22 protein-coding genes are annotated in these 25544 nt (G+C 58.8%); 10 read left to right on the top strand and 12 right to left on the bottom strand.

The annotated features are described in order from the left end of the window. Positions 1 to 4 precede the first annotated feature (4 nt). The 8 genes from N1037_12640 (at position 5) to N1037_12605 (ending at position 7875) form a co-directional block, all read left to right on the top strand. Entirely contained in the window at positions 5 to 883 is an 879-nt protein-coding gene (locus tag N1037_12640; GenBank protein UWS78132.1) for a lysophospholipid acyltransferase family protein, read from the top strand. A 23-nt stretch (positions 884 to 906) separates the two neighbouring features. Beyond that, positions 907 to 1716 (top strand): aspartate/glutamate racemase family protein, encoded by an 810-nt coding sequence (locus N1037_12635; GenBank protein UWS78131.1) that lies wholly within the window; start codon positions 907 to 909, stop codon positions 1714 to 1716. 134 nt (positions 1717 to 1850) lie between these two features. Continuing rightward, the gene (argC, locus tag N1037_12630) at positions 1851 to 2879 is read left to right on the top strand and encodes an N-acetyl-gamma-glutamyl-phosphate reductase (GenBank protein UWS78130.1); all 1029 of its coding nucleotides are present in this window, start codon (positions 1851 to 1853) and stop codon (positions 2877 to 2879) included. A gap of 22 nt (positions 2880 to 2901) precedes the next feature. After that, positions 2902 to 3345: a cytochrome c maturation protein CcmE gene (gene ccmE, locus N1037_12625; protein UWS78129.1), complete on the top strand. Its 444-nt coding sequence runs from the start codon at positions 2902 to 2904 to the stop codon at positions 3343 to 3345. A gap of 196 nt (positions 3346 to 3541) precedes the next feature. Beyond that, complete coding sequence (locus N1037_12620) at positions 3542 to 5512, top strand: heme lyase CcmF/NrfE family subunit (protein UWS78128.1); 1971 nt, start codon at positions 3542 to 3544, stop codon at positions 5510 to 5512. Continuing rightward, positions 5509 to 5994: a cytochrome c-type biogenesis protein CcmH gene (locus N1037_12615; protein UWS78127.1), complete on the top strand. Its 486-nt coding sequence runs from the start codon at positions 5509 to 5511 to the stop codon at positions 5992 to 5994. Before N1037_12620 ends, N1037_12615 begins: the two co-directional genes overlap by 4 nt. A 125-nt stretch (positions 5995 to 6119) precedes the next feature. After that, positions 6120 to 6896 carry an enoyl-CoA hydratase-related protein gene (locus tag N1037_12610; GenBank protein ID UWS78126.1) on the top strand — a complete coding sequence of 259 codons (777 nt, stop codon included), beginning with the start codon at positions 6120 to 6122 and terminating at the stop codon, positions 6894 to 6896. An 85-nt stretch (positions 6897 to 6981) separates the two neighbouring features. Beyond that, a complete protein-coding gene (locus N1037_12605; GenBank protein UWS78125.1) occupies positions 6982 to 7875 on the top strand; it encodes a glycosyltransferase family 2 protein in 894 nt (297 codons plus the stop codon). A 98-nt stretch (positions 7876 to 7973) separates the two neighbouring features. On the opposite strand, the gene N1037_12600 is transcribed toward N1037_12605, so the two are convergent. From N1037_12600 to gltX, 3 genes are all read right to left on the bottom strand, one after another. Continuing rightward, positions 7974 to 8906: a type I secretion protein gene (locus tag N1037_12600; GenBank protein UWS78124.1), complete on the bottom strand. Its 933-nt coding sequence runs from the start codon at positions 8904 to 8906 to the stop codon at positions 7974 to 7976. Positions 8907 to 9255: 349 nt separating this feature from the next. Continuing rightward, the gene (locus N1037_12595; GenBank protein UWS78123.1) at positions 9256 to 10551 is read right to left on the bottom strand and encodes a citrate synthase; all 1296 of its coding nucleotides are present in this window, start codon (positions 10549 to 10551) and stop codon (positions 9256 to 9258) included. A 130-nt stretch (positions 10552 to 10681) separates the two neighbouring features. Next, complete coding sequence (gene gltX, locus N1037_12590; protein UWS78122.1) at positions 10682 to 12082, bottom strand: glutamate--tRNA ligase; 1401 nt, start codon at positions 12080 to 12082, stop codon at positions 10682 to 10684. Positions 12083 to 12159: 77 nt separating this feature from the next. On the opposite strand from gltX, the gene N1037_12585 reads away from it, so the two are divergent. Next, complete coding sequence (locus N1037_12585; protein ID UWS78121.1) at positions 12160 to 14166, top strand: ComEC family competence protein; 2007 nt, start codon at positions 12160 to 12162, stop codon at positions 14164 to 14166. Positions 14167 to 14207: 41 nt separating this feature from the next. On the opposite strand, the gene lexA is transcribed toward N1037_12585, so the two are convergent. The 7 genes from lexA to N1037_12550 form a co-directional block, all read right to left on the bottom strand. Then, the gene (lexA, locus tag N1037_12580) at positions 14208 to 14924 is read right to left on the bottom strand and encodes a transcriptional repressor LexA (GenBank protein UWS78120.1); all 717 of its coding nucleotides are present in this window, start codon (positions 14922 to 14924) and stop codon (positions 14208 to 14210) included. A 138-nt stretch (positions 14925 to 15062) separates the two neighbouring features. After that, positions 15063 to 16235 carry a molybdopterin molybdotransferase MoeA gene (locus tag N1037_12575; protein ID UWS78119.1) on the bottom strand — a complete coding sequence of 391 codons (1173 nt, stop codon included), beginning with the start codon at positions 16233 to 16235 and terminating at the stop codon, positions 15063 to 15065. After that, positions 16236 to 16706, bottom strand: coding sequence for a cyclic pyranopterin monophosphate synthase MoaC (gene moaC / locus N1037_12570; GenBank protein ID UWS78118.1), 471 nt, complete (start codon positions 16704 to 16706; stop codon positions 16236 to 16238). A gap of 1 nt (position 16707) precedes the next feature. Continuing rightward, on the bottom strand, positions 16708 to 17520 hold the full coding sequence (gene trpC / locus N1037_12565) for an indole-3-glycerol phosphate synthase TrpC (GenBank protein UWS78117.1): 813 nt from the start codon (positions 17518 to 17520) through the stop codon (positions 16708 to 16710). Between the two features lie 39 nt (positions 17521 to 17559). Then, positions 17560 to 18231 (bottom strand): uracil-DNA glycosylase, encoded by a 672-nt coding sequence (locus N1037_12560; GenBank protein ID UWS78116.1) that lies wholly within the window; start codon positions 18229 to 18231, stop codon positions 17560 to 17562. Next, on the bottom strand, positions 18228 to 19253 hold the full coding sequence (gene trpD, locus N1037_12555; protein ID UWS78115.1) for an anthranilate phosphoribosyltransferase: 1026 nt from the start codon (positions 19251 to 19253) through the stop codon (positions 18228 to 18230). The genes N1037_12560 and trpD overlap by 4 nt, the downstream gene beginning before the upstream one ends. Continuing rightward, complete coding sequence (locus N1037_12550; protein ID UWS78114.1) at positions 19250 to 19831, bottom strand: aminodeoxychorismate/anthranilate synthase component II; 582 nt, start codon at positions 19829 to 19831, stop codon at positions 19250 to 19252. The genes trpD and N1037_12550 overlap by 4 nt, the downstream gene beginning before the upstream one ends. 224 nt (positions 19832 to 20055) lie before the next feature. On the opposite strand from N1037_12550, the gene N1037_12545 reads away from it, so the two are divergent. Then, positions 20056 to 21819 carry a divergent polysaccharide deacetylase family protein gene (locus N1037_12545; GenBank protein UWS78113.1) on the top strand — a complete coding sequence of 588 codons (1764 nt, stop codon included), beginning with the start codon at positions 20056 to 20058 and terminating at the stop codon, positions 21817 to 21819. A 147-nt stretch (positions 21820 to 21966) separates the two neighbouring features. Here the strand turns inward: N1037_12545 and trpE are convergent, their stop codons facing one another. After that, positions 21967 to 23478: an anthranilate synthase component I gene (gene trpE / locus N1037_12540; protein ID UWS78112.1), complete on the bottom strand. Its 1512-nt coding sequence runs from the start codon at positions 23476 to 23478 to the stop codon at positions 21967 to 21969. A gap of 18 nt (positions 23479 to 23496) precedes the next feature. Continuing rightward, the gene (locus N1037_12535) at positions 23497 to 25338 is read right to left on the bottom strand and encodes a peptidylprolyl isomerase (protein ID UWS78111.1); all 1842 of its coding nucleotides are present in this window, start codon (positions 25336 to 25338) and stop codon (positions 23497 to 23499) included. Positions 25339 to 25544 lie beyond the last annotated feature (206 nt).

Genomic DNA, 25544 nt, shown 5'->3' with positions numbered 1-25544 from the left:
CCCTTTGACCTCTGCCCGCCATATCGCCCGTGATATTTCCTACGCCCATTCCGCCGGGTCCGGTCCTGGACGGACGATGATCCGGTTGCTGGAAAACAGCACCGGGCGGCTCAACCTGATCAAACGGGCGGATGGCTATGAACGCGATCTGGCGGAGGGGCGCAATTTCTGGAGCGTGATGGCCGAGCGCTACGGTCTGACCCTGGATGTGAGCCGTGGCAGTCTGGATAATATTCCCACGGACAAACCCGTTATCCTGATCGCCAATCATCCCTATGGTATTCTTGATGGCTTGATGATGGGGCATATCCTGGCCGAAACCCGCGGCGATTTCCGCATCCTGGCGCATCAGGTCTTTCGCAAGGCTGAGGATCTGAACAAAGCCATCCTGCCGGTTTCATTTGATACCACCAAAGAAGCGCTGCGCGACAATCTGCAAACCCGACGCGAGGCGCTGGAGTATCTGGGGCAGGGTGGGGCCATCGGCATCTTTCCCGGCGGCACTGTTTCAACCGCAGCGACGCCATTCTCCCACCCGATGGATCCCGGTTGGCGTGGCTTTACCGCCCGGATGATTGCCAAATCCGACGCGGTGGTGGTGCCGGTGTTTTTTGAAGGCCATACTTCGCGGCTGTTTCAGATTGCCAGCCATCTGCATTCGACCCTGCGGATGGGGCTGTTGATCAAAGAGTTCAAAAAACGCGTCGATACCCCGGTCAAAGTGGTGATTGGTGAACCCATCACCCGCGATATCCTGACGCCGTTGGCAAAGGATACAAAAGGAATGATGGATTTCCTGCGCAAAGCCACGTATGAGCTGTCTCCGAAGCCGCTCAAATCCTTTGACTATGGGTTTGAGTTTGAGGAGAAACATCGCGCCTGACACTCAGGCCTGAAAGAGAGATTATGGCTGTAGGTATCTTTGATTCCGGTCTGGGCGGGCTCACCGTTTTGAAAGCTGCCCAATCCCGTCTGCCGGATGTGGATTTTCTGTATTATGCGGATAGCGCCCGCGCGCCCTATGGTGTGCGCGACGCTGAGGATATTTACAACCTGACCAAAGCCGCTGTTGCGGATATGTGGGCCAAGGGCTGTGATCTGGTGATCTTGGCCTGCAATACCGCCTCTGCCGCTGCGCTGCGCCGGATGCAGGAAGAGGGCTTGCCTGAAGGTAAGCGGGTGCTGGGCGTCTTTGTGCCCTTGATCGAAGCCATGACCGAGCGGCAATGGGGCGACAACAGCCCGCCGCGCGAGGTTGCGGTGAAACATGTGGCGCTTTTTGCAACACCTGCCACCGTGTCCAGCCGCGCCTTTCAGCGGGAACTGGCCTTTCGCGCCATCGGCGTCGACGTCGAGGCCCAGGCCTGCGGCGGTATTGTCGATGCCATCGAAGACGGCGACATGATTCTGGCCGAGGCGCTGGTGCGCAGCCATGTGGATGCCCTGAAGCGCAAGATGCCGCAGCCGCAGGCGGCGATTTTGGGCTGCACCCATTACCCGCTGATGGAAAAAGAGTTCCAGGCCGCGCTGGGGTCAGAGGTCAAGGTCTTTAGCCAGGGCAATCTGGTGGCCGACAGTCTGGCGGATTATCTTGAGCGCCACCCGAATATGATCGGGTCGGGCACAGGCGGCTATTTCACCACCGGAGATCCGGTACGTGTCAGTGATCGGGCGACGCAGTTTCTCCGACGAGAAATCCGCTTTCAAGCGGCCTGACAGCTGCCGGATCAGGGAGATGGCTCAACATCGCCCGATGATCTGGCGCAAGGACAGTGCGCGATTTTTCTTCTAGGTTCCCTTTCATGCCGTGGCATGAAACCCAAATACACATTCAGAATGCGAGGTCTGATATGACCCATAAAGTGGCAATTCTTGGTGCCAGCGGCTATACTGGCGCAGAGCTGGTTCGGCTGATTGCGAACCATCCAAACATCGAGATCGCAGCCCTGTCGGCGGAGCGGAAGGTGGGGCTGAGCATGGCTCAGGTGTTCCCGCATCTGCGTCACATGTCGCTGCCAGTGCTTTGTAAAATCAGTGAAATTGATTTCTCTGATATTGATCTGTGTTTCTGCGCTCTGCCGCATAAAACCAGCCAGGAAGTCATCGCAGCGCTGCCAAAGACGCTAAAGATTGTGGATCTGTCTGCTGATTTCAGGCTGCGGGATCCGGCAGAATATGAAAAATGGTATGGCAATGCCCATGCGGCGCTGGAACAGCAAGAAGAGGCGGTCTATGGCCTCACCGAGTTTTACCGCGAAGAGATCAAATCGGCGCGGCTGGTGGCCGGCACCGGCTGCAATGCGGCCACGGGCCAGTTTGCGCTGCGTCCGCTGATTTCGGGCGGGCTGATTGATCTGGACGAGATCATCCTTGATTTGAAATGCGCTGTCTCTGGCGCCGGTCGGGCGCTCAAGGAAAACCTGCTGCATGCGGAGCTGAGCGAGGGCTACAACGCCTATGCCATTGGTAGCACCCACCGGCATCTGGGGGAATTTGACCAGGAGTTTTCCGCGCTTGCGGGCCGTCCGGTCAAGGTGCAGTTCACCCCGCATCTGGTGCCCACCAACCGGGGCATTCTGGCCACCGTCTATGTCAAAGGCGATGCCCAGGCGGTCCATCAGGCCTTGGTGACCGCCTACAAGGATGAGCCCTTCATTGAAGTGCTGCCCTTTGGCGAGGCGCCCAGCACCCATCACGTGCGCGGCTCCAACTTTTGTCATATCGGCGTGGCCGCGGATCGGATCGAAGGCCGTACAATTGTCGTTGCGGCGCTGGATAACCTGACAAAAGGTAGCAGCGGCCAGGCCTTGCAGAATGCCAATCTGATGCTAGGTGAAGAAGAGACCGCAGGGCTGATGATGGCCCCTCTGTTCCCGTGACACCCTTCGAAAGGCCCATAGGATGAAGAACCTCAAGAAACAGCGCCGGATCCAGGTCATCGCCCTTGCGGCCCTTGCTTTGGTGGTTTCCTCTGTGCTGATTGGCTATGCGATGCGGGATGGGATCAATTATTTCCGCTCGCCCAGCCAGGTGACCGAAGCGCCACCGTCGCCAAGCGAGGTCTTTCGTATTGGCGGTCTGGTTGAAGAGGGCAGCCTGAAGCGCGGCCAGGGCGAGGCTGTTATCTTTTCGGTGACCGATGGGGGCGCCACGGTGCCGGTGACCTTCACCGGTGTGTTGCCGGATCTGTTTGAAGAAAATCAAGGCATGGTTGGCACTGGCAAATACGTAAATGGCGTCTTTGAAGCCTCTGAGATTCTGGCCAAGCACGATGAAACCTATATGCCCAGAGAGGTTGTTGACGCCTTGAAGGAGCAGGGGGTCTATCAGGTGCCTGAATCGTAAAGGCAGGCACCTGAATCCCAAAGCCTGCGGCAGATCTGCTGACCTTTGAAAACCTGGCAAATTGCCCCCACTGAGTACTGCTCTTTGGGGGCTTTTGTTTGCTGGGCTGAATTCTGCCCAAAAGTGAAGGGGCTGCGGCGGCTGGACGCGGGTTTTCCCATTGGCCCGCTTCGCGGTAAAGACTATAGACATAGTCATGATTACAGAGCTCGGACATTTCGCCCTCATCCTCGCCTTCATGGTTGCCATTGTTCAAATGGTGGTTCCTCTGATTGGTGCCCATAAACGCTGGCCCGGCTGGATGGCCGTGGCCGAACCCGCTGCACAGGCGCAGTTCTTTTTTACCGCCTTTGCCTTTGGGGCCCTGGTCTGGGCCTTTGTGACCTCGGATTTTTCGTTGCGGCTGGTGATGCTGAACAGCCATTCCGCCAAACCGATGCTGTATAAAATCTCGGGAACTTGGGGCAACCATGAGGGCTCGATGCTGCTCTGGGTGCTGATTGTCGCCTTGTTTGGCGCGGTGGCCTCGGTGTTTGGAGGTGGCTTGCCGCAGACCTTGAAGGCCCGCGTTCTGGCAGTACAGGCTGCTATCGGAGTGGCGTTCTTTGCCTTTATTCTGTTTACGTCCAACCCGTTCCTGCGTCTCGCTGTGCCGCCCTTTGACGGCCAGGATCTGAATCCGCTGCTGCAGGATCCGGGGCTCGCCTTTCACCCGCCGTTTTTGTACCTGGGCTATGTGGGCCTCTCGATGGCCTTTTCCTTTGCAGTCGCGGCGCTGATCGAAGGCCGCGTTGACGCTGCCTGGGCGCGCTGGGTGCGCCCTTGGACGCTGGCGGCCTGGATCTTCTTGACCATTGGCATCGCGCTTGGCAGCTGGTGGGCCTATTACGAGCTCGGCTGGGGCGGTTTCTGGTTCTGGGATCCAGTTGAAAACGCCTCCTTTATGCCCTGGCTGCTGGCGGCGGCACTGCTGCATTCGGCAATCGTGGTGGAAAAACGTGAGTCCCTAAAAAGCTGGACCATCCTGCTGGCAATCCTGGCCTTTGGCTTTTCGCTGGTCGGGACATTCATCGTGCGCTCTGGGCTTTTGACCTCGGTGCATGCCTTTGCCAATGATGCCGAACGCGGGATTTTCATTCTGTTCATCCTAGCCTTCTTTACCGGCGGGGCGCTGACGTTGTTTGCGGCCCGTGCCCAGGCCATGCAGGCCAGAGGTGTGTTTGGACTGGTCAGCCGCGAAGGCGCGTTGGTGGCCAATAACATCCTGCTGGCAGTTGGCTGCTTTGTGGTGTTCTTTGGCACTCTTTGGCCCATCGTTGCGGAAATGGCCTTTGGGCGGAAACTCTCGGTCGGCCCTCCGTTCTTTAATGCGGCATTCACGCCATTTATGGTGCTTTTGGGGGCCATCCTTCCCATCGGGTCGATGTTGCCGTGGAAACGCGGCAACCTGGGCCGGACCATCAAAAAACTGCGCTATGTCTTTGTGCTGGCTGTGGCCCTGGCGGTGTTGGCCTGGGCGATGCAGTCTGGGCGGTCCGCTCTTGGTCCGGTTGGGTTGTTCCTGGGCTCCTGGGTGGTGTTTGGCGCGCTGGTGGATCTATGGGGCCGCACCGGTAGCATTGGGCGGCTGACGCGTCTGCCCCGTGCGGATTGGGGTAAGGCCACCGCCCATGCCGGGCTGGGTGTTACCATCTTTGCCATTGCTGGGCTGACCGCCTGGGATGTCGAAGATATCCGCGTGGCCCAGATCGGTGAGCCCTTCACCGTTGGCCAATATGAGCTGACACTCGACGGGGTCGAGAACACACGCGGGCCGAACTACTTTACCACCATGGCGACGATCACGGTGACCCAGGGCGGGCGCGAACTGGCTGTCATGCATCCCGAAAAGCGCAACTATCCGGTGGCCAAAATGCCCACAACCGAGGCGGCAATCGATTATCGACTGCTGCGCGATCTCTATGTGGTCATTGGCGATCAACAAGCGGGCGGCGGCTGGACCGTGCGCACCTATATCAAACCCCTGGCCAATTGGATCTGGGGTGGCTGCCTGTTGATGGCGCTTGGTGGGTTCCTCAGCCTGAGCGACCGCCGCTTTCGCGTTGCTGCCGGAGCTGCCAAAGGGCAGGGCGGCAGCAAGGAACCAGCAGGGGTGGCGGCACAATGACTTTCCTGAAAACCTGGGGCTCTGCCTGTGCGCTTGTCTTGTTTTGTGCCGTGGCAACCCTGCCGCAGCCCGCTATGGCGGTGCAACCCGATGAGGTCTTGTCGGACCCGGCTCTGGAGGCCCGCGCCCGGGAATTGTCCAAAGACCTGCGCTGCCTGGTTTGCCGAAATGAAAACATCGACGAGTCCAATGCAGAGCTGGCCCGCGATTTGCGCATTCTGGTGCGCGAGCGCCTGGTTGAGGGCGACAGCAACACTGAGGTGATTGACTTTGTGGTTGCGCGCTATGGCGAATACGTGCTGTTGCGGCCAACCGCGTCTGGCGCCAACTGGCTGCTCTGGGCTGCTGGTCCTTTGATGCTGCTATTGGCCCTGGGCGTGGCTGCAGGCTATATGCGCGGGCGGGAGCGGGCGTCCAAGGAGGGCGAGCAAGGGCTGAGCGATGAAGAACAGTCCCGGTTGAGCCGGATTCTCGACGAGTGACAATTTCACTGCCGTGACGCGGGGTTTGGCTTTTCGCCTTACCAGCTTTGCGGCACGGTTGCGGATAAACTTGGGCCAAGCGGTGTCTCTATCGCCGCCCCGCCAATGAGACATATGAGGCTTTGATGGACTACAAGGAAATCCTGTACACGCTTGAGGATGGTCTGGCGATTGTTACGCTGAACCGCCCAAGCAAGATGAACGCCCTGACAGGCCAGATGCGCGCAGAGATCACGCATGCCATGAAACGTGCCGCTGGCGAGGCCCGCGCGGTTGTCCTGACCGGGGCAGGTGGCGCGTTTTGCTCGGGCCAGGATCTGAGCGATGCCTCCGGCAATGGCAATATTGATATGGAACGTACCCTGCGGGATGAATACACCCCAATGCTTGAGGCGATCTATGAATGCCCGGTGCCAACCCTGTCCGTCATTAACGGACCTGTCGCTGGTGCAGGTGCCAATCTGGCGCTGGCCGCGGATGTGGTGATTGCCACCGAAAGCGCCTATTTCCTGCAGGCATTTGCCCGTATCGGCCTGATGCCGGATGCGGGTGGTACCTGGTTCTTGCCGCGCCAGATGGGCCTGGCCAAAGCCATGGGCGCCGCGCTGTTTGCCGATAAGATTTCTGCCAAACAGGCCAGCGACTGGGGCATGATCTGGGAAGCCGTCCCTGATGATGAATTTGACTCCCATTGGCGCGCGCGCGCGGCCTATTTGGCCAATGGCCCAACCAAGGCGTTTGGGGCAATCAAAACCGCGATCCGCGCCAGCTATGGCAATAGCCTGCCAGAACAGCTCTCGGTTGAAGCGACCCTGCAGGGGGAATGTGGCAAAAGCCGTGATTTCAATGAGGGTGTCACCGCCTTTCTTGAAAAACGCCCCGCAACATTCGAGGGCCGTTAACGGTCAATTAGGCATGAATCCCTAAAACTCTATGCGTTGAGTGGATCGTCCTCTCGGCGTACTAGAGGTTTTAGGATACATCGTCGTGAAATTTACATCCCATAATCTGTCCAGCCTTTCGCAGGACCAGCAGCCCATCGTGACAGTCTTTTGTGCGGTTTGGCATCAACAGAAAAACAAGCTGGATCTGCTGCGCTCTCATTGGGAGAATCTAAAATCCCAGACGCTGAATGTTCACCCTTGCTACATTTTTGACAACGGCGACACGGCACCTGATTGGCTGGATGCGCCCTGGCACAGTTTCGACGAACCGCTGAGCATCTATGAGGCCTGGTCGGCTGGCACGGCCTTGTCGACGACGCCCTATGTGATGAACCTGAATATGGATGATCGCCTGGCGCGCGATGCGGTGGGGCTATTGGCAGGGACGGCGCTAGAGACAAACTCGGCGCTGGTCTGTGGTGAATGGGAAATCTGTTTTGACGAAAAGGACATGGCAGAGCCCTTTGATCTGACAGATATTGACTACACCCATTTCAAACCCAACTGGCCCCCGGTACTGGATGAAAACCTGCGCTTGGGCAGCGGCACAGGAGAGCGCGGCACCTTTGGCCCTGCGACGCTATGGAACGTTCATACCATCGGCAAGTGGTACCCCTCCTATTTCAACAACGGTGAAGTGATCCGGTCCATGGGGGATGGGTTCTTTTGGTCGGTATTGAAAGGCAACAACCTAAAGCTAACCCGGGTGCCAAAAGTGATCGGTAAGTATCTGTCTGATCCCGACTCTCAGGGGGAGTTTCGCCCGCATCAGGATGCCGAACTCATAAAGGCTCATGGTCTCAGCGAACGCTCTATGTCCAGCCGTATTTTGTCCGGTGAGGTCAGTTGCGCCAATGAGGTGGACATGACGCTCTTTACTAAAGCGCCAAGCAGCCCGACCAGCGTGCTGGCGCAAATGCAAGGGACTGCCGCTTAGTGCTGCCACCTTGCCCTGCAGGCTATGGGTGACAAGAAAAAGCCTGCGTCGAACTGGCAGGTTCAACGCAGGCCATGGGCGACTGTTCGGTGTGGTTCTTAGCCCGTGCGAACGCCGTTGAGCAAGAGCACGTGTTCAGCCAGATCAAAGCTATCATCTTGATCCTGCACGCGAATTACCTCAGATCCATTGGCAGAGACAATCGCATCAGAGGTGCCATCACCGTTTTCCACCAAGTCCACCGTGAGGTCAGGCTCACCAGCGGCTGGGTCATAGGCATACATCAATTGATCTTCGTCTGGATCAAAATCGGTCACTGTTGCAGGGCCTTCGCCCTCGAGCCAGGAGGCGGTCACAAATGTATCCGCTCCGCTGCCACCGCCAACGGTATCATTGACGCCAAAAATGACCGTGTCATCTCCAGCGCCACCAAAGGCCTGGTCACCGTCTGTATCGCTGTCAGCGGAAAAGTCGATTTGAAGCTGGTCCAGCAAATTGCCAATACCATTTTCGGGTTCTGGATCCGCCAAGAAAGCCGCTTCTGCATCCGGGTCCATGGTACCGCTTGCGATGATCAGATCGTCACCGCCGTCGCCCTGAAGCCTGTCGGTGCCGGTTGCGTCAATGAGAACGTCATCATCGCGTCCGCCGCGCACAAGGTCGTCGCCTTCGCCGCCTTGAACCAGGTCATCGCCATTGCCGCCAAAGACGCTGTCGTTGCCTTCGCCGCCCTCGACGTTGTCCTTGCCACCGTCGCCAAAGACGCGGTCATCACCTTCACCACCGTCAAGAGTGTCCTCGCCGTTTTTGCCCAGGATCGTGTTATCCTCAGCATCGCCGTCGATTTCATCATCACCGGAGGCACCGATAAAGGGGTCGATTTCCGAACCACCCCCGGTATCATCACCGCCCCCGGTATCCCCACCGTTATCATCGCCGCCGTCGGCATTGGCAGGTGCATCGTCATCGTCGTCGACGATAAGCGCAATACCGGCAACCAGGCCGATACCCAAAAGAGCCATCCACATCATTTAGTCGTCCCCCAGAAAGTGATTAAGATTTCTTTTAAAATACCTCTGGTTGGAGCCACAGAACAAGGAAATTAGAGGTGGCTTTACTCGAAAATCAGCCGGCATTTTCCACAATGGATCATCTTGAGGGGTATTGTTCATCGCAGAGCACCAAATCTCTTGAAAGGTCACAAGTGGATCGGTGGCGAACCTGGTTTGCAGTCTTTGGGTCTTAACAATGCTTGATTTTGATTTTGCCGACTCACCTGGCAGAATCTGAAGGTCGCCTGGCTGGGACCTGCTCGGGCAAGGGGCCAACAAAAAAGCCCCGCCGAAACGGCGGGGCTTGGACGTCGCAATAAGCAAGCGCTTAGCGGTTTTCGATATCCACGTAGTCGCGTGACGTCTGACCCAGATACAGCTGACGTGGGCGACCAATTTTGTTCTGTGGATCTGCAATCATTTCTTTCCACTGTGAGATCCAGCCAACGGTGCGCGACAGCGCAAAGATTGGCGTGAACATCGAGGTGGGGAAACCCATCGCTTCGAGAATGATGCCGGAATAGAAATCCACATTCGGGAATAGCTTCTTCTCTTTGAAGTAAGGGTCATTCAGAGCCGTCTGTTCCAGCTCTTTGGCAACCTGCAGCAGCGGGTTGTCTTCGACGCCCAACAGTTCGAGCACCTCGTCGGCAGACTGTTTCAGAACCGTGGCGCGCGGGTCGGTGTTTTTGTAAACACGGTGACCAAAGCCCATCAGACGGAAGGGATCGTCTTTGTCCTTGGCACGAGCGATGAATTCAGGAATGCGGTCAACCGTGCCAATTTCCTTGAGCATTTCCAGGCAGGCCTGGTTGGCGCCACCATGAGCAGGCCCCCAAAGGCAGGCGATACCCGCAGCGATACAGGCAAATGGGTTTGCTCCGGAAGACGACGCCAGACGCACGGTCGAGGTCGAGGCGTTTTGCTCGTGATCGGCGTGCAGGGTAAAGATCCGGTCCATTGCGCGGCTCAGGATCGGGTTCACGTTGTAGTCTTCGGCAGGAACCGAGAAACACATGTGCAGGAAGTTGGCTGCATAATCCAGATCGTTGCGCGGATACACGAAAGGCTGGCCGATCGAATATTTATAGGCCATGGCCGCAATGGTTGGCAGTTTTGCGATCAGGCGGATCGACGCCACTTCGCGCTGCCAAGGGTCGGCAATATCGGTTGAGTCGTGATAGAAAGCAGACATCGCCCCGACCACACCAACCATCGTCGCCATCGGATGCGCGTCGCGACGGAAGCCACGGAAGAAGTTGTGCATTTGTTCATGCACCATGGTGTGACGGGTCACACGGGCTTCAAAATCTTCCAGCTGAGTTGCTGTTGGCAGTTCACCATAAAGCAGCAGATAGCTGACTTCCAGATAATGCGATTTAGACGCCAGCTGGTCGATGGGGTAGCCCCGGTGCAGCAGCACGCCTTCGTTCCCGTCGATATAGGTGATGGTGCTGTCACAGCTGGCGGTCGAGGTGAAACCCGGATCATAGGTGAAAACCCCGGCCTGGGCGTAAAGCTTGCGGATGTCCAGAACATCAGGCCCGGCGGTAGGCGAGAAAATGGGAAGCTCATAATCCTGGCCGTTCAGGCTGAGCTTTGCGGTCTTCTGTGTCTCGGTCATAGATGTCCCTTCCTGTATCAGGCACGAATACCCGGAATTTTATCCCGGGCACGGTGCAGGCAGAACCTGCGCGCGGATCGCGCAGGTGAGGTGGTATAGGAACAGGCTTACTGACCGGTTAAGGACAGGGTCAGCCTGTGGAGTCGTTGAGCCGGGCCATTGTTTCTTCACGGCCCAGGATCAGCATCATGTCAAACACCGACGGTGTTGCGGCACGACCGGCCAACACGGCCCGCAAGGGGGCGGCCAGTTTGCCGAACTTGGTGTCATGGGCTTCGGCAAATGTATTAAGAAGCGCCTCAAGATCGTCACGCGCCCAGCTAGCACTTTGCAGCTGCGGCGTCAATTGAGCCAGTATACCATCGGATACATTTACCAGTGCCTTGGCGGCTTTTTCATCCGGCACAACTGGCCGGGATGTCAGGACAAAATGAGCTTTTTCAAGCAGGTCTGGGAATGTCTTCGCCCGATCTTTGAGGCAATACATCGCACGTTCAAGATTTGCTGACTTAACGTCATCCAATGGTGATTTGCCAGCTGCGATCAGGTAGGCTTGAATCTCCTGCCGCAGCGCAGCGTCATCGCTAACGGCAATGTGTTGCCCCGAGAGGTTTTCCAGCTTTTTGGTGTCAAAACGCGCCGGGCTTTTGCCGATGGCCTCCAGCCCGAACCAGGCCTGCGCCTGGGCATCGGTGAAAAACTCGTCATCGCCATGGCTCCAGCCCAGACGGGCCAGATAGTTGCGCATACCCGCAGCGCTATAGCCCATGGCCTGATACTCCTGGGCGCCAAGCGCACCATGGCGTTTGGAGAGCTTTTTGCCATCTGCGCCGTGGATCAATGGAATATGGGCCCAGACCGGAATATCCCAGCCCATTGCGCTATAGATCATCATCTGGCGGGCCGCGTTGTTCAGATGATCGTCGCCCCGGATCACATGGGTCACCCCCATATCGTGATCATCAACCACCACCGCCAGCATATAGACGGGGGTGCCGTCCGAGCGCAGCAGAATCATGTCATCCAGCTGGTCGTTCTGAATAGTGACATCCCCCTGCACCTGATCCTTGATCACCGTGACACCGTCCTGCGGAGCCTTGATGCGGATCACATAGGGGGCATCCGGGTGGCTTTCGGCGCTGGCGTCCCGCCAAGGAGAGCGATACAGCGTTGATTTACCTTCGGCTTTTGCGGCATCGCGAAAGGCGGCAATCTCCTCCTGGGTGGCAAAACACTTATAGGCCTTGCCCTCACTCAGCAGCTGTTCGGCCACTTCCGCATGGCGTTTCGCTCCTTCAAACTGGCTGACAATTTCGCCGTCATGGTCCAGCCCCAGCCAATTCATGCCCTGCAAGATGGCCGCGGTTGCCTCGGGGGTGGAGCGTGCACGGTCGGTGTCTTCGATGCGCAACAGAAACTTGCCACCGCGGCCGCGCGCAAAAAGCCAGTTAAACAGGGCCGTGCGGGCACCCCCAATGTGCAAATAGCCTGTAGGAGAAGGGGCGAAGCGTGTGACGACGGGTTTTGACATGAGGTGATCTGCCTTTGGAAACCAAAAATGAGCCGGATTTTCCGTCTGTGTACCGAGGCAGGGAAGCCGGAGCAACCTTGCAGATTTTGTTGCGCCTTGATCAGACCCTGCAGGCCCAGCGTGGGGTGTTGCTGACCTGGGTTCCGGTGTGTCTCGGGCTTGGCATCGGTTGGTTCTTTCTGCTGCGCAGCGATCCGGGTTTTCCAACCTGGTGTCTGCTGATCTTGACCATCCTTCTGGCTCTGCCACTGACGCGCTGCCGGGATAGCCGGGCGATGGTCGCCTGGGCGATCCTTCTCATTTGCCTAGGCTTCTTGTCTGCGGTGGCGCGCACCGCACTGGTGCAGGCACCGGTCCTGACATTTCGCTACTATGGGCCCGTAGAGGGGCGGATCATTGCCATAGATCGTGGCAGTCGCGGTGCCCTTAGACTGACGCTGGATCATGTACGGTTGGCGCGCGTGGCGCCAGCCAAGCGTCCTGCACGGGTGCGGGTGTCCCTTGCTGCCGGAAGCGAAAGCCCGGAAGTGGGGGCGACGGTGGCCACCACTGCACATCTGATGCCTCCTCAGGGGCCGAGCGAGCCGGGTGGATTTGATTTTCGCCGATATGCCTGGTTTATGAAAATTGGCGCCAATGGCTATACGCGGGTGCCGATCGTGGTGCTCAAGCCCGCGCAGGAGGGGCTATATCTGCATCGGTTTCGCTATCACCTGTCACGGGCGGTGCAGGATCGTTTGGGGGCCAAGACCGGAGGATTCGCGGCTGCAATCATCGCAGGAGACCGAAGCGGCGTCGCGCCAGAAGAGCTGCAGGCCTTGAGAGCAAGCAACCTGGCCCATCTGCTGGCGATTTCCGGGCTCCACATGGGGTTGCTGACTGGGTTCGTGTTTACGGCGCTTCGGTTTTTTCTTTGCCTATTTCCCGCACTTTCCCTGCGGTGGAACATCAAAAAAATCGCCGCAGCGGCGGCGCTTGCGGTGGGGGCAGTCTACCTCGGGATCTCTGGTGCGAGCATTTCGACGGAACGGGCCTTTATTATGGTTTTCGTAATGTTTGTGGCGGTTTTGCTGGATCGGCGCGCCATATCCTTGAGAGCGGTTGCTGTTGCGGCGACACTTGTCCTGTTGCGCAGGCCAGAAACGCTGATGAGCCCGGGGTTTCAGATGAGCTTTGCTGCGACCACGGCGCTGGTTGCGGTGTTTGGCTGGATCCGCACCCAACGGCTGGCACCGGGCCCCGTTTGGTTGCACCCGGTCCTGACGGTGGTTGTTTCCTCGGCAGTGGCCGGGATCGCAACCGCGCCCTTTGGCGCGGCCCATTTTAATGCTCTGTCCCATTATGGGCTTCTCGGCAATGTGCTGGCGGTTCCCATTATGGGGTTAGTCGTTGTTCCTGCTGCGGTTTTATCCCTTTGCTTGGCCCCTATCGGCGCCGAGATGGTCGGGGTTTTCTTTCTGCAGTTAGGTCTTGAGTGGATATTGGGAGTGGCGAATTGGGTCGCCGCGTTACCCCATGCACAAAGCGGCGTGGTTATGCCCGGTCCTTGGGTGTTGCCACTTTTTTCCCTGGGGGCGCTGATTGTACTGCTTTGGAAAGGGGGACTGCGCTGGGGCGGTTTGTGCCTGGTTGGGCTGTCTCTGGCGATCTGGGGGCAGACAGATAGGCCAGTATTGCTTGTTTCAGCCAATGGGTCTTTGGTCGGGGTGTTGACCCCAGAAGGCCGTGCGTTGTCCCGAGCGACCAGCCAAGGTTACACTGCAAAAAGCTGGTTGGCCGCAGATGGTACGCCAGTGTCCCAAGCTGAGGCTGCGCAGCGGTGGACTGCGCTTGCGAAAGGCAGAGGTATCTGGGTTTCTGGACGCCGCATTATACATATCACTGGCAAACGGAAGGCTGAAGCGTTTGTGGGCTGCCATGCATCGGATCTGGTGGTCGCCAATGCGGAGCTTCAGCCTGCGGGACCCTGCGCGATTCTGGGACCAGATCGCCTGCGGAGCATTGGCAGCATTGCAATGACACAGAATGGCATATTGATAAGCGCCAACGAACTGGCGGGAGATCGCCCCTGGTCGCGGCCCTGATTTTTTCAGTGCTCCGTCACGATCCTGGTGCCCTCAAAAGCTTAGTAGCTGCGGATCAGACCTACCAGCCGGCCTTGAACCTTAACCTGATCTTGCGAAAAGATCCGGGTTTCATAGGCGGGGTTTTCAGCCTCAAGCGCAATGGCGCCGTTGCGGCGGAACAGCCGTTTCAGCGTGGCTTCTTCATCGGCGACAAGGGCAACCACGATATCACCATCATCCGCCGTGTCGCATTCGCGTATCACGACAATGTCGCCATCGTTGATCCCTGCATTGATCATCGAGTCGCCGCGCACCTCTAGGGCGTAGTGTTTTCCATTGGAGGACAGCATTGATTGAGGGATCGCGATCTGATGGGTGATCTGGTTGATCGCCTCAATCGGGACACCGGCAGCAATGCGGCCCATCACGGGAATTTGCAGGGAAGCAATAACGGCTTCCTCTGACGGTGCGGTCCGAGGGGCGGATGCAGGCGGCGTTCGGCGCGTGTCGATATTGATTGCAGGTCCGGGCGCGTCATCGCCTGTGGCAGCGCCAGTCATATTTTCTGGCAGGCGCAGAATTTCGATGGCACGTGCCCGATGCGCAAGTCGGCGGATGAAACCACGTTCCTCAAGCGCCGTAATGAGCCGATGAATCCCCGATTTGGAGCGCAGATCAAGGGCAACCTTCATTTCATCAAAGCTCGGGGGAACACCGTCTTTTTGCAGTCTCTGATGTATGAAGTTCAATAAATCCAATTGCTTCTTGGTTAGCATTGCCGTCCCTCCGATTACATCCGTTTCGTTTTGTTCTATTCATGTTCCCGTTTTGTGTCAACAACGCAAGAACGCCGCAGTCTCTTTTGTGAGGTTTTCACTGCTGAGGGTTCCGCTACGCCTGCCGCTTGGGGGCGGTTAAATTGGCAGGTAGTGCAGAGTGTCACCGCAGCGCTGCGCAGGCGCATGGGGCGGCAGGACGAGCAAGGCGTTGGCATCGGCCAGAATGGTCAAAAGTGCGCTGTCCTGTCTGGGCGAAACGGTGATTTCTCCGGCGGCAACTGTCGCCCGCATGTAGTGTTCCCTGGGTCCGTTGGCAGCTAAGTCATGGGTAAGGGCTGCGGTTTGCAGGCTCTCTTCTTGAGCCTCAAAACCTAACATGCTTTGGATCATGGGGCGCAAGAAGATATGCCCGCAAACCATTGCAGAAACGGGGTTTCCAGGCAATCCGACCATAGTAGCCTTGCCCATGCGCCCGGCCATCAACGGCTTGCCAGGACGCATGGCAACCTTGTAAAAGCTACGCTCCATCCCAAGATCAGCGGAGACCTTGGCGACCAGATCGTGATCGCCAACCGAGGCGCCGCCGATGGTGACAACCAGATCAACGTCACGGGCCAGAGAGAAAGCCATTTTCAACGACGTGTCACTGTCTTTGGCGATGGGCAAAATCCGCACTTCTGCGCCAAACTCTTCCAGCATCGCCTTGAGACCAAAGGTATTTGAGGCGATGATCTGATCCGGGCCAGGGGTGCCGCCGGGCATCACCAACTCATCACCGGTAGAGATCAATGCGACAACCGGGCGGCGGTAGACGGGCACCTTGGGGATATTCATCGCCGCCAAAAGCGCCACATCAGAAGGGCGCAGCAGACGCGGCGCATTGACGGTTTGGCCGATGGTGAAATCACCGCCACGGGGGCGGATATTGTCCGAAGCGCCGGGTTGATCGAGAATGGTGATCAGGTCTTTCTTGCGGTCGACATCCTCTTGGATAACCACAAAATCAGCACCATCCGGCACCGGCGCGCCGGTGAAAATCCGTACCGTCTGACCAGCCTTTAGGCGGCCCTCAAAGCGATGCCCGGCTGCGGCCTCACCGATGACCTGAAACATGGCGTGCAGCTCAACTTCGTCTCGTTTGACCGCATAGCCATCCATCGCCGAGGCGGAAAAGGGAGGCTGGTCGCGCACAGCGCTGACCGGCTGAGCCAAGACCCGTCCATTGGCCTCGGCCAGTGGAACCTGTTCTATTTCGGTCACCGAGATGAGCCGTAAAAGAGCCGCGCGGGCCTCGGAAACTGAAATCATCTAAGCCTCGTACCGCCCTGATTTTCCGCCATCTTTTAGCACAACTCTGGTGCCACCGATCTGCATTTCCTTGTCCACGGCCTTGGCCATGTCATAGACGGTGAGACAGGCAACTGATACTGCCGTCAGGGCCTCCATTTCAACACCGGTTTGACCGGTGGTTTTGACTGTGGCCTCTACCCGGACACCGGGCAGGTCGGGATCCAAGGTCAGATCAACAGCGACTTTGGAAATAGCGAGCGGATGGCACAGGGGGATCAGGTCGGGCGTCTTTTTTGCCCCCATGATGCCTGCCAGCCGCGCAACGCTCAGTACATCGCCCTTTTTGGCTTTGCCTTGGGAAATGATTTCAAAGGTTTCCGGTGCCATGGTGATGTGACCCTCGGCCACGGCCACGCGCGCGGTGACCGCCTTGTCGGAGACATCTACCATATGGGCGTCGCCCTTGGTGTCAAAATGGGTCAGAGCCATGTCACAGTGCCCCGGGGGTCAGAGGGTCAGCCAGCAGGGTGCGGGTGGCCAGTGCCACGTCGTCTTGACGCATCAAGGATTCCCCAATCAGGAACGTGCGGGCGCCATAACGGGCCATATCCGCCAGATCCTGTGGCGTGGAAAGGCCGCTTTCGCAGACGATACTGCGCCCGGCGGGCACCAACCGCGACAAATGGCGAGTGGTGTCCAATGTTGTCTCAAAGGTTTTTAGATTGCGGTTGTTGATCCCCATTAGCGGGGATTTCAGCAGGCTGGCACGCTCCAGCTCGGCCTCGTCATGGACCTCAAGCAGCACATCCATCCCCCATTCCATCGCACAGTCTTCCAGCTCGGCGGCCTGTGCATCGGTAACCGAGGCGAGAATGATCAGGATGCAATCGGCACCCAGGGCGCGGGCCTCGGCAACCTGATAGGTATCATACATAAAATCTTTGCGCAGGGCGGGCAGGGAACAGGCCGAGCGCGCCTCCACCAAGAAGGATTTGGCGCCTTGAAAGCTTGGCGTATCCGTTAGGACCGACAGGCAGGCAGCGCCGCCCTGTTCATAGGCTTGTGCCAACGCGGCAGGATCGAAATCCTCCCGGATCAACCCCTTGGAAGGGCTGGCCTTTTTGATTTCTGCAATCAACCCATAGCCATCGCGGGCAGCACTGGAGAGCGCTTCCGCAAACCCCCTGGGGGCTGAGGCGTCGCGGGCTTCGGCTTCGACTTCGGCTAATGGCTTGGCGGCTTTGTCAGCGGCGATTTCTTCCAGCTTATAGGCCTTGATCTTATCCAGCACATTTTCAGCCATGGTCCTGCCTCCTGTCATTGTGTTGTGTCATGTCTACCCTTAGATCGTCCAGTCGATTGGCTGTGATCCGCGTGCGGCAAGCCAGCTATTGATCTTTGAAAACACCCCTGACCCAAAGAAGCCGCGATGGGCAGATAGCGGAGATGGGTGGGCAGTCCTCAGTATAAGGTGATCGCCCGGATGGAGGTGTTTTTCAAGTCTCTGCGCCTGTTTTCCCCAGAATACATAGGCAGTGGGTCTTTGCGAGGTCCTGGCGAGCACCTGTTGAACCAGCTTCTCCCAGCCCAGATCTTTGTGCCCATTGGCCTCTCCACCGGGCACCGAGAGTGCGGTGTTGAGTAGCAAAACGCCCTGTCGGGCCCAGTTTTGCAAATCTCCAGTGGCTGGATGGGCGCCAATATCCTCCTGCAACTCTTTGTAAATGTTAGAAAGAGACCGTGGCAGAGGCCGCACGTCAGGCGCGACTGAAAAGGCCAGCCCATTGGCGTGACCCGGCGTCGGATAGGGATCCTGTCCCAAGATGACCACACGGGTGTTGTTCAGCGGCGTCAGTTCAAGCGCCGCAAAGCGCACCGAGTTTGGCGGCAAAATGGCCCGAGTTTCCGCATCCAGCTGCGCTTTGATTGCCGGCCAGTCCTGGGAGAAAAACGCCAGATCGCCCCAGTCACCTAACTGGGGTGCGCTTGGGGCTGAGCCAGCAGCTGTACTCATACGGCGGCGGCCGTGGTGATTTTTGCCAAGGCTTCCAGCTTATTCTTGGCCGCACCAGAATCGATGCTTTCTATCGCCTTTTCAACAGCTTCTTTCAAAGAGCTGGCCGCATTCGCAACCACCAGTGCCGAGGCTGCGTTCAACAGAACAGCATCACGGTAGGCGCCTTTTTCACCGTCCAACAAGGCGCGGAAGGCCGCAGCATTGTCTGCGGGGCTGCCGCCAACGATGGCCTCAAAGGGATGTACGGGCAGGCCGGCCTGTTCCGGGTGCAGTTCGAAATCATTGATCGACCCGTCTTCTTCCAGCGCGGAGACCCAGCTGATCCCGGTGATGGTCAGCTCATCAGTGCCGTCAGATCCATGCACCAACCAGGCGCGCTCGGACCCGAGCTGGCCCAGGGTTTCCGCCATGGGGCGGATCAGTTCGCGGCTAAATGCACCGGTGAGCTGACGTTTGACACCGGCAGGATTGGTCAATGGTCCCAATATGTTAAAGATCGTTCTTGTGCCCAGCTCCTGACGGGTTGGCATCACATGTGCAACGGCCGGGTGGTGCATAGGCGCCATCATGAAGGCGATGCCGCAATGGTCCAGCGCCTCTTCGACCACCTTTGGCGGTACCATGACATTGATGCCCATCTGCGCCTGCACATCCGCCGTGCCAGAGCGTGACGACAGGTTGCGGTTGCCATGTTTGGCGACCACAACCCCGGCGCCTGCGGTGACAAAGGCGGTGGCGGTGGAGATATTCAAGGTATGTTTGCCGTCGCCGCCGGTGCCGACAATATCCATGGCCCCGGCGGGGGCTTTCACAGGATTACATTTGGACCGCATGACCGAGGCCGCAGCGGCATATTCATCAACGGTTTCGCCACGGGTGCGCAGCGCCATCAGGATACCGCCAATCTGGCTGGGAGTGGCTTCGCCTTCAAACAACAGGGTAAAGGCCTGGGTCGCCTCATCGCGGCTCAGGGGGCGGTCGGCGGCGGCACCAATCAGCGGTTTGATCAGATCGCTCATGCGGGCACCTTCATGTCATCGAGGAAGTTCTTGAGCAGAGCATGGCCGTGCTCGGAGGCGATGGATTCGGGGTGGAACTGAACCCCGTGCATTGGCAGCTCTTTGTGCTGCAGCCCCATGATGGTGCCATCTTCCAGCTCGGCGGTGATGTCCAGACATTCGGGCAGGGTTTCGCGATCCACCACCAGAGAATGATAGCGGGTTGCCTCAAACGGGCTGGGCAGCCCGGCAAATAGCCCGGAGTTGTTGTGCTGTACCTTGCCCATCTTGCCATGCACGATCTCGTGACAGCGGACCACATTGCCACCAAAGGCTTGGCCGATGGTTTGATGCCCCAGGCAAACCCCAAGCAGCGGCGTTCTGGTTTCTGCGGCGGCCAGGGTCAGCGCCAGGCAAATACCGGCCTGTTCCGGGGCCTTGGGGCCAGGCGACAGCAGGATGCCTGCCGGATTTAACGCCATGGCCTCCTGCACGCTGAGGGCATCATTGCGATGGACCTCCATCTCGGCGCCGAGCTCTCCCAGATAGTGCACAAGGTTGTAGGTAAAGGAGTCGTAGTTGTCGATTAGCAGCAGCATCTTGGTGGGCTCTTTTATGGGTGGCGGGCGAGGGGGGCGCCGCAGTATAGTGGTTTCGGTATACTTGTTCAGGCTTGCGCGGCAGCGTCAAGAGCAGGACGGTCAATTGGCGCAGTGCCTGACCTGACAAGGTACCAAACAGGTAGCAAATCCGGTGCAGATGCACAGTTTGTTGTCTGTGGCTTTGAGGATAAACCAGCCCGGTGACAGGGTGGAAACAGGTGATGAGAGGCAAGACTGCGATGAAAGGGTTTCTCGGAGGCGTGAGTATCGGTGCACTGGTGGCCGTTGGCGGGGCAGCAATGGTGTCGTTGTCGTCTCCTTTGCCGAGCCGTGTGCAGGTTGATGCAACACTGCCGGATCAATCCAACCCGCCCAAAGCCGCCGCGACACAGGCACCTGAGGCCAGTGAACGTCGCGATGCCGATCTGGTGGAAGCAGCCCCCAGCCTCCCCACAAACTCCGGCACCGAGGACGCCAGTCCAGTTGCCGTTCTTGACACCAACCCCGGATCACGGCCCGTGGTGGCCACCGCGGAGGGGGCCAGCCCCGGCGATATGAGCCAAGGGGCAGGGGTGCAGAGCCTGCCACAGGTGCCAAGCACCGTCACAGCGGAGACCGAGAGCAGCGTAGCCCCCAATGCCCCGGCCCAGGAACAGGGGCCGGTTGTCTCCACCGAGACAGCAGCAGTGCCAGCACCGCCAGTCTCGACAGAAACGACCACAGAATCGGCGCCAATGGAATCATTGCCCCTGTCCGAACAAGCAGCTCCCTCGCAAGGGGCCAGCGGTACTGGCGATACCACGACTGTCAGGGTGGGCACAAAAATTACGGAAGCACCCGGCATGAGGGCAGACAGCCCCGCAGTGGAAACCGCCGATACGGAAACAGCAGACGCCACCCAACCAGCCGCCACCCAAGCAGATGCCAGCCAACCGCGCCCGGGGATCACTGCTCCTGTAGTGGCGACTCCTTCTGGGTCGGGTTCTCTGGGGCCAGAAATCGGGACAGCGCCGGTGGCCACGGCCCTGCCCAGCATATCTGCTACAGCTGTGACACCGTCGCAGCCAGAAGGCGGCGAAGCGCAAGCAGAGGTGGATCCAAGCCAGCAAGAGAGCGCAGCTGCTTTGGTGGCTGACGAAGAGGCTGATGAACAGCAATTGGCCTCTGCCGAGGGAGCAACCTCTGGCGGGGAGCTGGGGGCACGCCTCGGCACCCGTGTGGTTCCGCTGACCGAACGCAGCAGCACACCGACTTTGATTGCCGGCGATGACGCGGCCCCCTCAGAGGCGGTTCTGGCCGAGGGTCGCCCCTTTGAGGTTAACGCCGAGGCTTTTGTCGCGCTGGATAACCGACCCTTGATGTCCATCGTATTGATAGATGACGCGGCCGCAATTGGCGCCGAAGCGTTGCAGGATTTCCCCTATCCGCTGACCTTTGCAATTTCTCCTCAGGATCCAAAGGCTGCAGAAAAGATGAAGGCGCGCCGCGCCGCCGGGTTTGAGGTGCTGATCCTTGCCGACCTGCCGCGTGAGGCCAGCCCGCAGGACGCTGAAACCGCCATGGGGGTCTGGATGCAGCAATTGCCCCAGGCGGTTGGTATCCTGGAAGGAGTCGACACCGGGTTTCAGGGCAACCGGCCGCTGGCGGACCAGATGGTGGCGGTGATGAAGGCCACGGGCTATGGCATGGTGACCCAGAACAGCGGGCTGAACACGGTGCAAAAGCTGGCCCTGCGCGATGGTATGCCAGCGGGCGTGGTGTTTCGTGATTTTGACGGAGCCGGACAAAACCCGCGCGCCATTCGCCGGTTCCTGGACCAGGCGGCCTTTCGCGCCCGCCAGGAAGGCGCTGTGATCATGCTGGGCCGGTTGCGCCCGGATACCATTTCGGCGCTGTTGCTGTGGGGCTTGCAGGATCGTGCCAGCCAGGTGGGCCTGGCGCCCATTTCAGCCGGGCTCAAGGCCGCTCTTCCCGCGGCTGACTGAGCGGGAACCTAACATAAGGCCAGGGCCAGGCCCCCAATAGGGCCGGGGCCAGCCCCAGTGCGCCAACACCAGAGCCGCACAAAATGACAAAGGGCCTCCAGCGGGAGGCCCTTTTATACTGTCGATATTGAGGATCGCCTGTCGCGGTCAGCTGTTTCCATTGCCGACAAAGCGCGCCGCATCGGCTGCAGCCCGGCGGATGGCGTTGGATTTATGCACGGTTTCCATGTATTCGGCCTCTGGGTCGCTGTCATAGACAACACCACCACCGGCCTGCACATAAAGCGTCTGGTCCTTGACGATGGCGGTCCGCAGGGCAATGCACATATCCATGTCCCCCCCGGCTGAAAAATAGCCAACACCGCCGCCATAGACACCCCGTTTTTCCGGTTCCAGCTCGTCGATGATCTCCATCGCCCGCACTTTGGGCGCGCCGGAAACCGTGCCCGCAGGCATTCCGGCAAAAAACGCATCCAGGGCGTCTTTGTCTTCGTGCAGCTCACCCACCACGTTGGAGACGATATGCATCACATGGCTGTAGCGTTCGATGATGAACTGCTCAGTGGGTTTGACGGTGCCGATCTTGGCAACCCGGCCGGTGTCATTGCGCCCCAGATCCAGCAGCATCAGATGCTCGGCCAGCTCCTTTTTGTCGGCCAATAGATCCAGCTCGTTGGCCTTGTCCTGTTCGGCGGTCTCGCCGCGGGGGCGGGTGCCTGCGATGGGGCGAATGGTGACCTCATTGCCAAAGACCCGAACCAGGATTTCCGGGCTGGCACCGATCACCTGGAAGCCACCAAAGTTGAAATAGAACATGAAAGGCGACGGGTTGGTGCGCCGCAATGAGCGATAGAGCGCAAAGGGAGGCAGCGGGAAGTCCTGGCTCCAGCGCTGTGCAGGAACCACCTGAAAGATATCGCCGGCCCGGATGTAGTCCTTGGCCTTTTCCACCGCTTCCATATAGCCGGATTTGGTGAAATTCGATACCGGCGGCGCGATCTCGCGGGCCTCGCCCAGATCGCGGGTTTCTGCGGGCATCGCCCGTTCCAGATCGCGCACCGCATCCATGACCCGTTCCGCTGCCTGGGCATAGGCGGCGCGGGCGGTCTGGCCCTCGCTCACCCAGGCCGGAGACACCACGGTGACCTCACCTTTGACACCGTCCAGAACTGCGATCACCGAGGGGCGCATCATCACCGCATCCGGCAGGCCTAGCGGGTCGGGGTTCACATCCGGCAGATGTTCCACATGGCGCACCATGTCATAGCCCAGATAGCCAAACAGGCCGGCAGCGGCCTGGGGCATATCCTCGGGCAGGTCGATTTTGCTTTCGGCCAGCAGCGCGCGCAGATTGTCGAGCGGATTACCCTCCTGCGGCTCAAACGCATCCGGGTCAAACCGGGCCGAGCGATTGAGCGCCGAGGCCTCCCCATGGCTGCGCCAGACCAGATCCGGCTTCATGCCGATGATGGAGTAGCGTCCGCGCACCTCACCACCGGTTACGGATTCCAGCATAAAGGCGTCCTTCTGGGCGCCTGTGAGCTTGAGCATCAAAGAAACGGGGGTGTCCAGATCTGCGGCAAGCCGCGTATAGACAACCTGGTTTTCACCGCTCTCATAGGCCGTGGCAAAGCGCGCAAAATCTGGGGTCAAAGCCATTGGGCGGGTCTCACTTGTTTACTGATAGTTCGTCATAACGGCGTTGAGCGCCTGTTCATCAACGCGTGGTGCTGCACGCAGCTGTGCGGCGCTGATAAAGGCAGAGAACAGCGCCTCGGAGACGGCCTGGTCCAATTGGGTGCCCAAAGCCTCTGCCAGGAGCCGCGTCTCCTCGTTGTCCTCGGCGGCAAGGATCTCATCCAGACGGACCACAACGGTGCTGGCCTCGCCTTTGATCACTTTCAGATCCCCTGGCGCCATGGTGAAGATCTGGTTCATCATATCGGCTGGGGTATTGTCGAGGTAAGCGGTCCGGGTGAGGCCGGTTTCGGTCTGGACCTGGGTGCCTTCGGGGAAATCGCCGGTTTCAGAGGTGGCCGCCAGCAGGGCGTCCGCCTGTGCCTGCAGCGCCGTCGCAACGCGATCGGCTTCCCACGCGGCCAGTACCTTTTGTTTGGCCTCTTCAAAGGCTTCGGGGCGTTCCGGCAGGATCTCATCAAGGCGCAGCGCAAACAGGCTACCATCCTCGAGGAATTCGGCCGAGGGGAAATCTTCCAGTGTCACCACGCTGGCAGCGGTACGGAAGCCCTCATAGGCGGTGATGCCTTCGCCGGTGTCGCCGCTCCAGCCCAGGCTGGCGACTTCCATTTCGCTTTCATTTGCCAGATCTTCCAGCGTTGCACCGCCGGCAAGCAGATCGTTGATGTCTTCGGCCTGCTGTTCGATCAGGCGGCGGGCGCGATCCGCTGCCAGCTCGTCGCGCAGATCAGGCAGGGCCTGCTCAAAGGTGGTGAGCTGGGCCTCAAGGCGACCATTGATCCGGTACAGGGCAGGGCCAAGATCGGAAGGCAGCGGACCGGTGACATCATGCACCGCAGCGGCAAACACCGCTTCGCCTGCCGCGCTCAGGGCGGGCTGTGTTACATCGCCAAGGTCGATATCCTGCAGCGACAGACCGCGCGCCTCGACCAGAGCTTCAAAGGTTGTCTCAGCGGCATCCAGCTGTGCCTTGGCAGCGGTGGCGCTGGCCTCATCGGCAAAAACCAGACGTTCCACCAGGCGACGCTCGGCCACCTGATACTGGTCGCTGCGTTCGGCATAAAGTGCGCGCAGGGCCTCTTCTGCGACCTCGACGGTGTCCAGGATCATATCAGGGCTGAGGTGCGCATAGGTGATGCGTTTGGTTTCGGGCAGGGTGAACTGCGCCGTGTTGGCGTCATAAAATGCCTTGAGCTCCGCGTCGTCTGGCACCACCTGGATCAGGGCGATCTGATCCGGGCTAAACGGCACATAAGAGAAACTGCGGCGCGCACCGATGTAATCGGTCATGGTTTTGGTCATGGTGTTCGGCATTTTGGCACCGACCACGATGGCGCCTTGCACCAGGGTCCGGGCGGATTCGCGGCGCAGATCGGCCTCAAAATCGCTTTCGGTCAGGTTGACGTTCTGCAGCGCAAATTTATACGCCTGCCTGTCGAATTTGCCGCTGGCGTCCTGAAAGGCCGGGATTTCGGCCAGCTCTTGGCGCAGATTGTCATCGCCAACAGAAATGCCGAGGCTTTTGACTTCGTTATCAATGGAGGCGATGGAGATCAGACGGCTCAAAACCGCCTGGTCCAGACCAAAGGCCGCCATTTGGGCAAAGGTCAGGCTCTGACCGCCCTGGGCCTGCAGCGCACGCTGTTCGCGCTGCATCTCGCGCAGGTATTCGTCAACGGTGACCTCTTCCTCGCCAACAAGGGCAATGGCGGACATCGAGCTGCTAAAGTTGACCGCGCCAAAGCCGGCAAGGCCCACAATCAGCAAGCCCATAAGGATCCAAACAAAGGTATTGGATAGTTTTTTTATGCTTGTGGCCATGCTGCCCTCGTTGTTTTCGGTTCAGAAAGGCGCCGCGAGATTTTCGCCTGGGGGCTGCCTCTTCAAAAGAATTCGCACCTTGCATACGCTGCCACCCCAAGGGGAGCAAGATCCAGCGGCCTCCCAACCACTTGAATAAGGCGCTTTGACGGGGATCTGGGCCAATGGCTGGGAGAAATGCCGCCAGATCTGGTTGCTCTGGCCTC

Source organism: Phaeobacter sp. G2, from assembly GCA_025163595.1.
Lineage (GTDB): Bacteria > Pseudomonadota > Alphaproteobacteria > Rhodobacterales > Rhodobacteraceae > Pseudophaeobacter.
The sequence above is the reverse complement of the archived record's forward strand: the minus strand, read 5'-3'. Positions and strand labels throughout refer to the sequence as shown.

Excerpts from the sequence above, each read along its gene's own strand:
- N1037_12615 (UWS78127.1), top strand. The coding sequence starts at position 5,509 with ATGACTTTCCTGAAAACCTGGGGCTCTGCCTGTGCGCTTGTCTTGTTT.
- argC (UWS78130.1), top strand. The coding sequence starts at position 1,851 with ATGACCCATAAAGTGGCAATTCTTGGTGCCAGCGGCTATACTGGCGCA.
- N1037_12550 (UWS78114.1), bottom strand. The coding sequence starts at position 19,831 with ATGCTGCTGCTAATCGACAACTACGACTCCTTTACCTACAACCTTGTG.
- ccmE (UWS78129.1), top strand. The coding sequence starts at position 2,902 with ATGAAGAACCTCAAGAAACAGCGCCGGATCCAGGTCATCGCCCTTGCG.
- N1037_12545 (UWS78113.1), top strand. The coding sequence starts at position 20,056 with ATGAGAGGCAAGACTGCGATGAAAGGGTTTCTCGGAGGCGTGAGTATC.
- trpD (UWS78115.1), bottom strand. The coding sequence starts at position 19,253 with ATGAGCGATCTGATCAAACCGCTGATTGGTGCCGCCGCCGACCGCCCC.
- N1037_12610 (UWS78126.1), top strand. The coding sequence starts at position 6,120 with ATGGACTACAAGGAAATCCTGTACACGCTTGAGGATGGTCTGGCGATT.
- N1037_12620 (UWS78128.1), top strand. The coding sequence starts at position 3,542 with ATGATTACAGAGCTCGGACATTTCGCCCTCATCCTCGCCTTCATGGTT.
- lexA (UWS78120.1), bottom strand. The coding sequence starts at position 14,924 with ATGCTAACCAAGAAGCAATTGGATTTATTGAACTTCATACATCAGAGA.
- trpC (UWS78117.1), bottom strand. The coding sequence starts at position 17,520 with ATGGCTGAAAATGTGCTGGATAAGATCAAGGCCTATAAGCTGGAAGAA.
- N1037_12595 (UWS78123.1), bottom strand. The coding sequence starts at position 10,551 with ATGACCGAGACACAGAAGACCGCAAAGCTCAGCCTGAACGGCCAGGAT.
- N1037_12560 (UWS78116.1), bottom strand. The coding sequence starts at position 18,231 with ATGAGTACAGCTGCTGGCTCAGCCCCAAGCGCACCCCAGTTAGGTGAC.
- N1037_12635 (UWS78131.1), top strand. The coding sequence starts at position 907 with ATGGCTGTAGGTATCTTTGATTCCGGTCTGGGCGGGCTCACCGTTTTG.
- gltX (UWS78122.1), bottom strand. The coding sequence starts at position 12,082 with ATGTCAAAACCCGTCGTCACACGCTTCGCCCCTTCTCCTACAGGCTAT.
- moaC (UWS78118.1), bottom strand. The coding sequence starts at position 16,706 with ATGGCTCTGACCCATTTTGACACCAAGGGCGACGCCCATATGGTAGAT.
- N1037_12535 (UWS78111.1), bottom strand. The coding sequence starts at position 25,338 with ATGGCCACAAGCATAAAAAAACTATCCAATACCTTTGTTTGGATCCTT.
- trpE (UWS78112.1), bottom strand. The coding sequence starts at position 23,478 with ATGGCTTTGACCCCAGATTTTGCGCGCTTTGCCACGGCCTATGAGAGC.
- N1037_12575 (UWS78119.1), bottom strand. The coding sequence starts at position 16,235 with ATGATTTCAGTTTCCGAGGCCCGCGCGGCTCTTTTACGGCTCATCTCG.
- N1037_12600 (UWS78124.1), bottom strand. The coding sequence starts at position 8,906 with ATGATGTGGATGGCTCTTTTGGGTATCGGCCTGGTTGCCGGTATTGCG.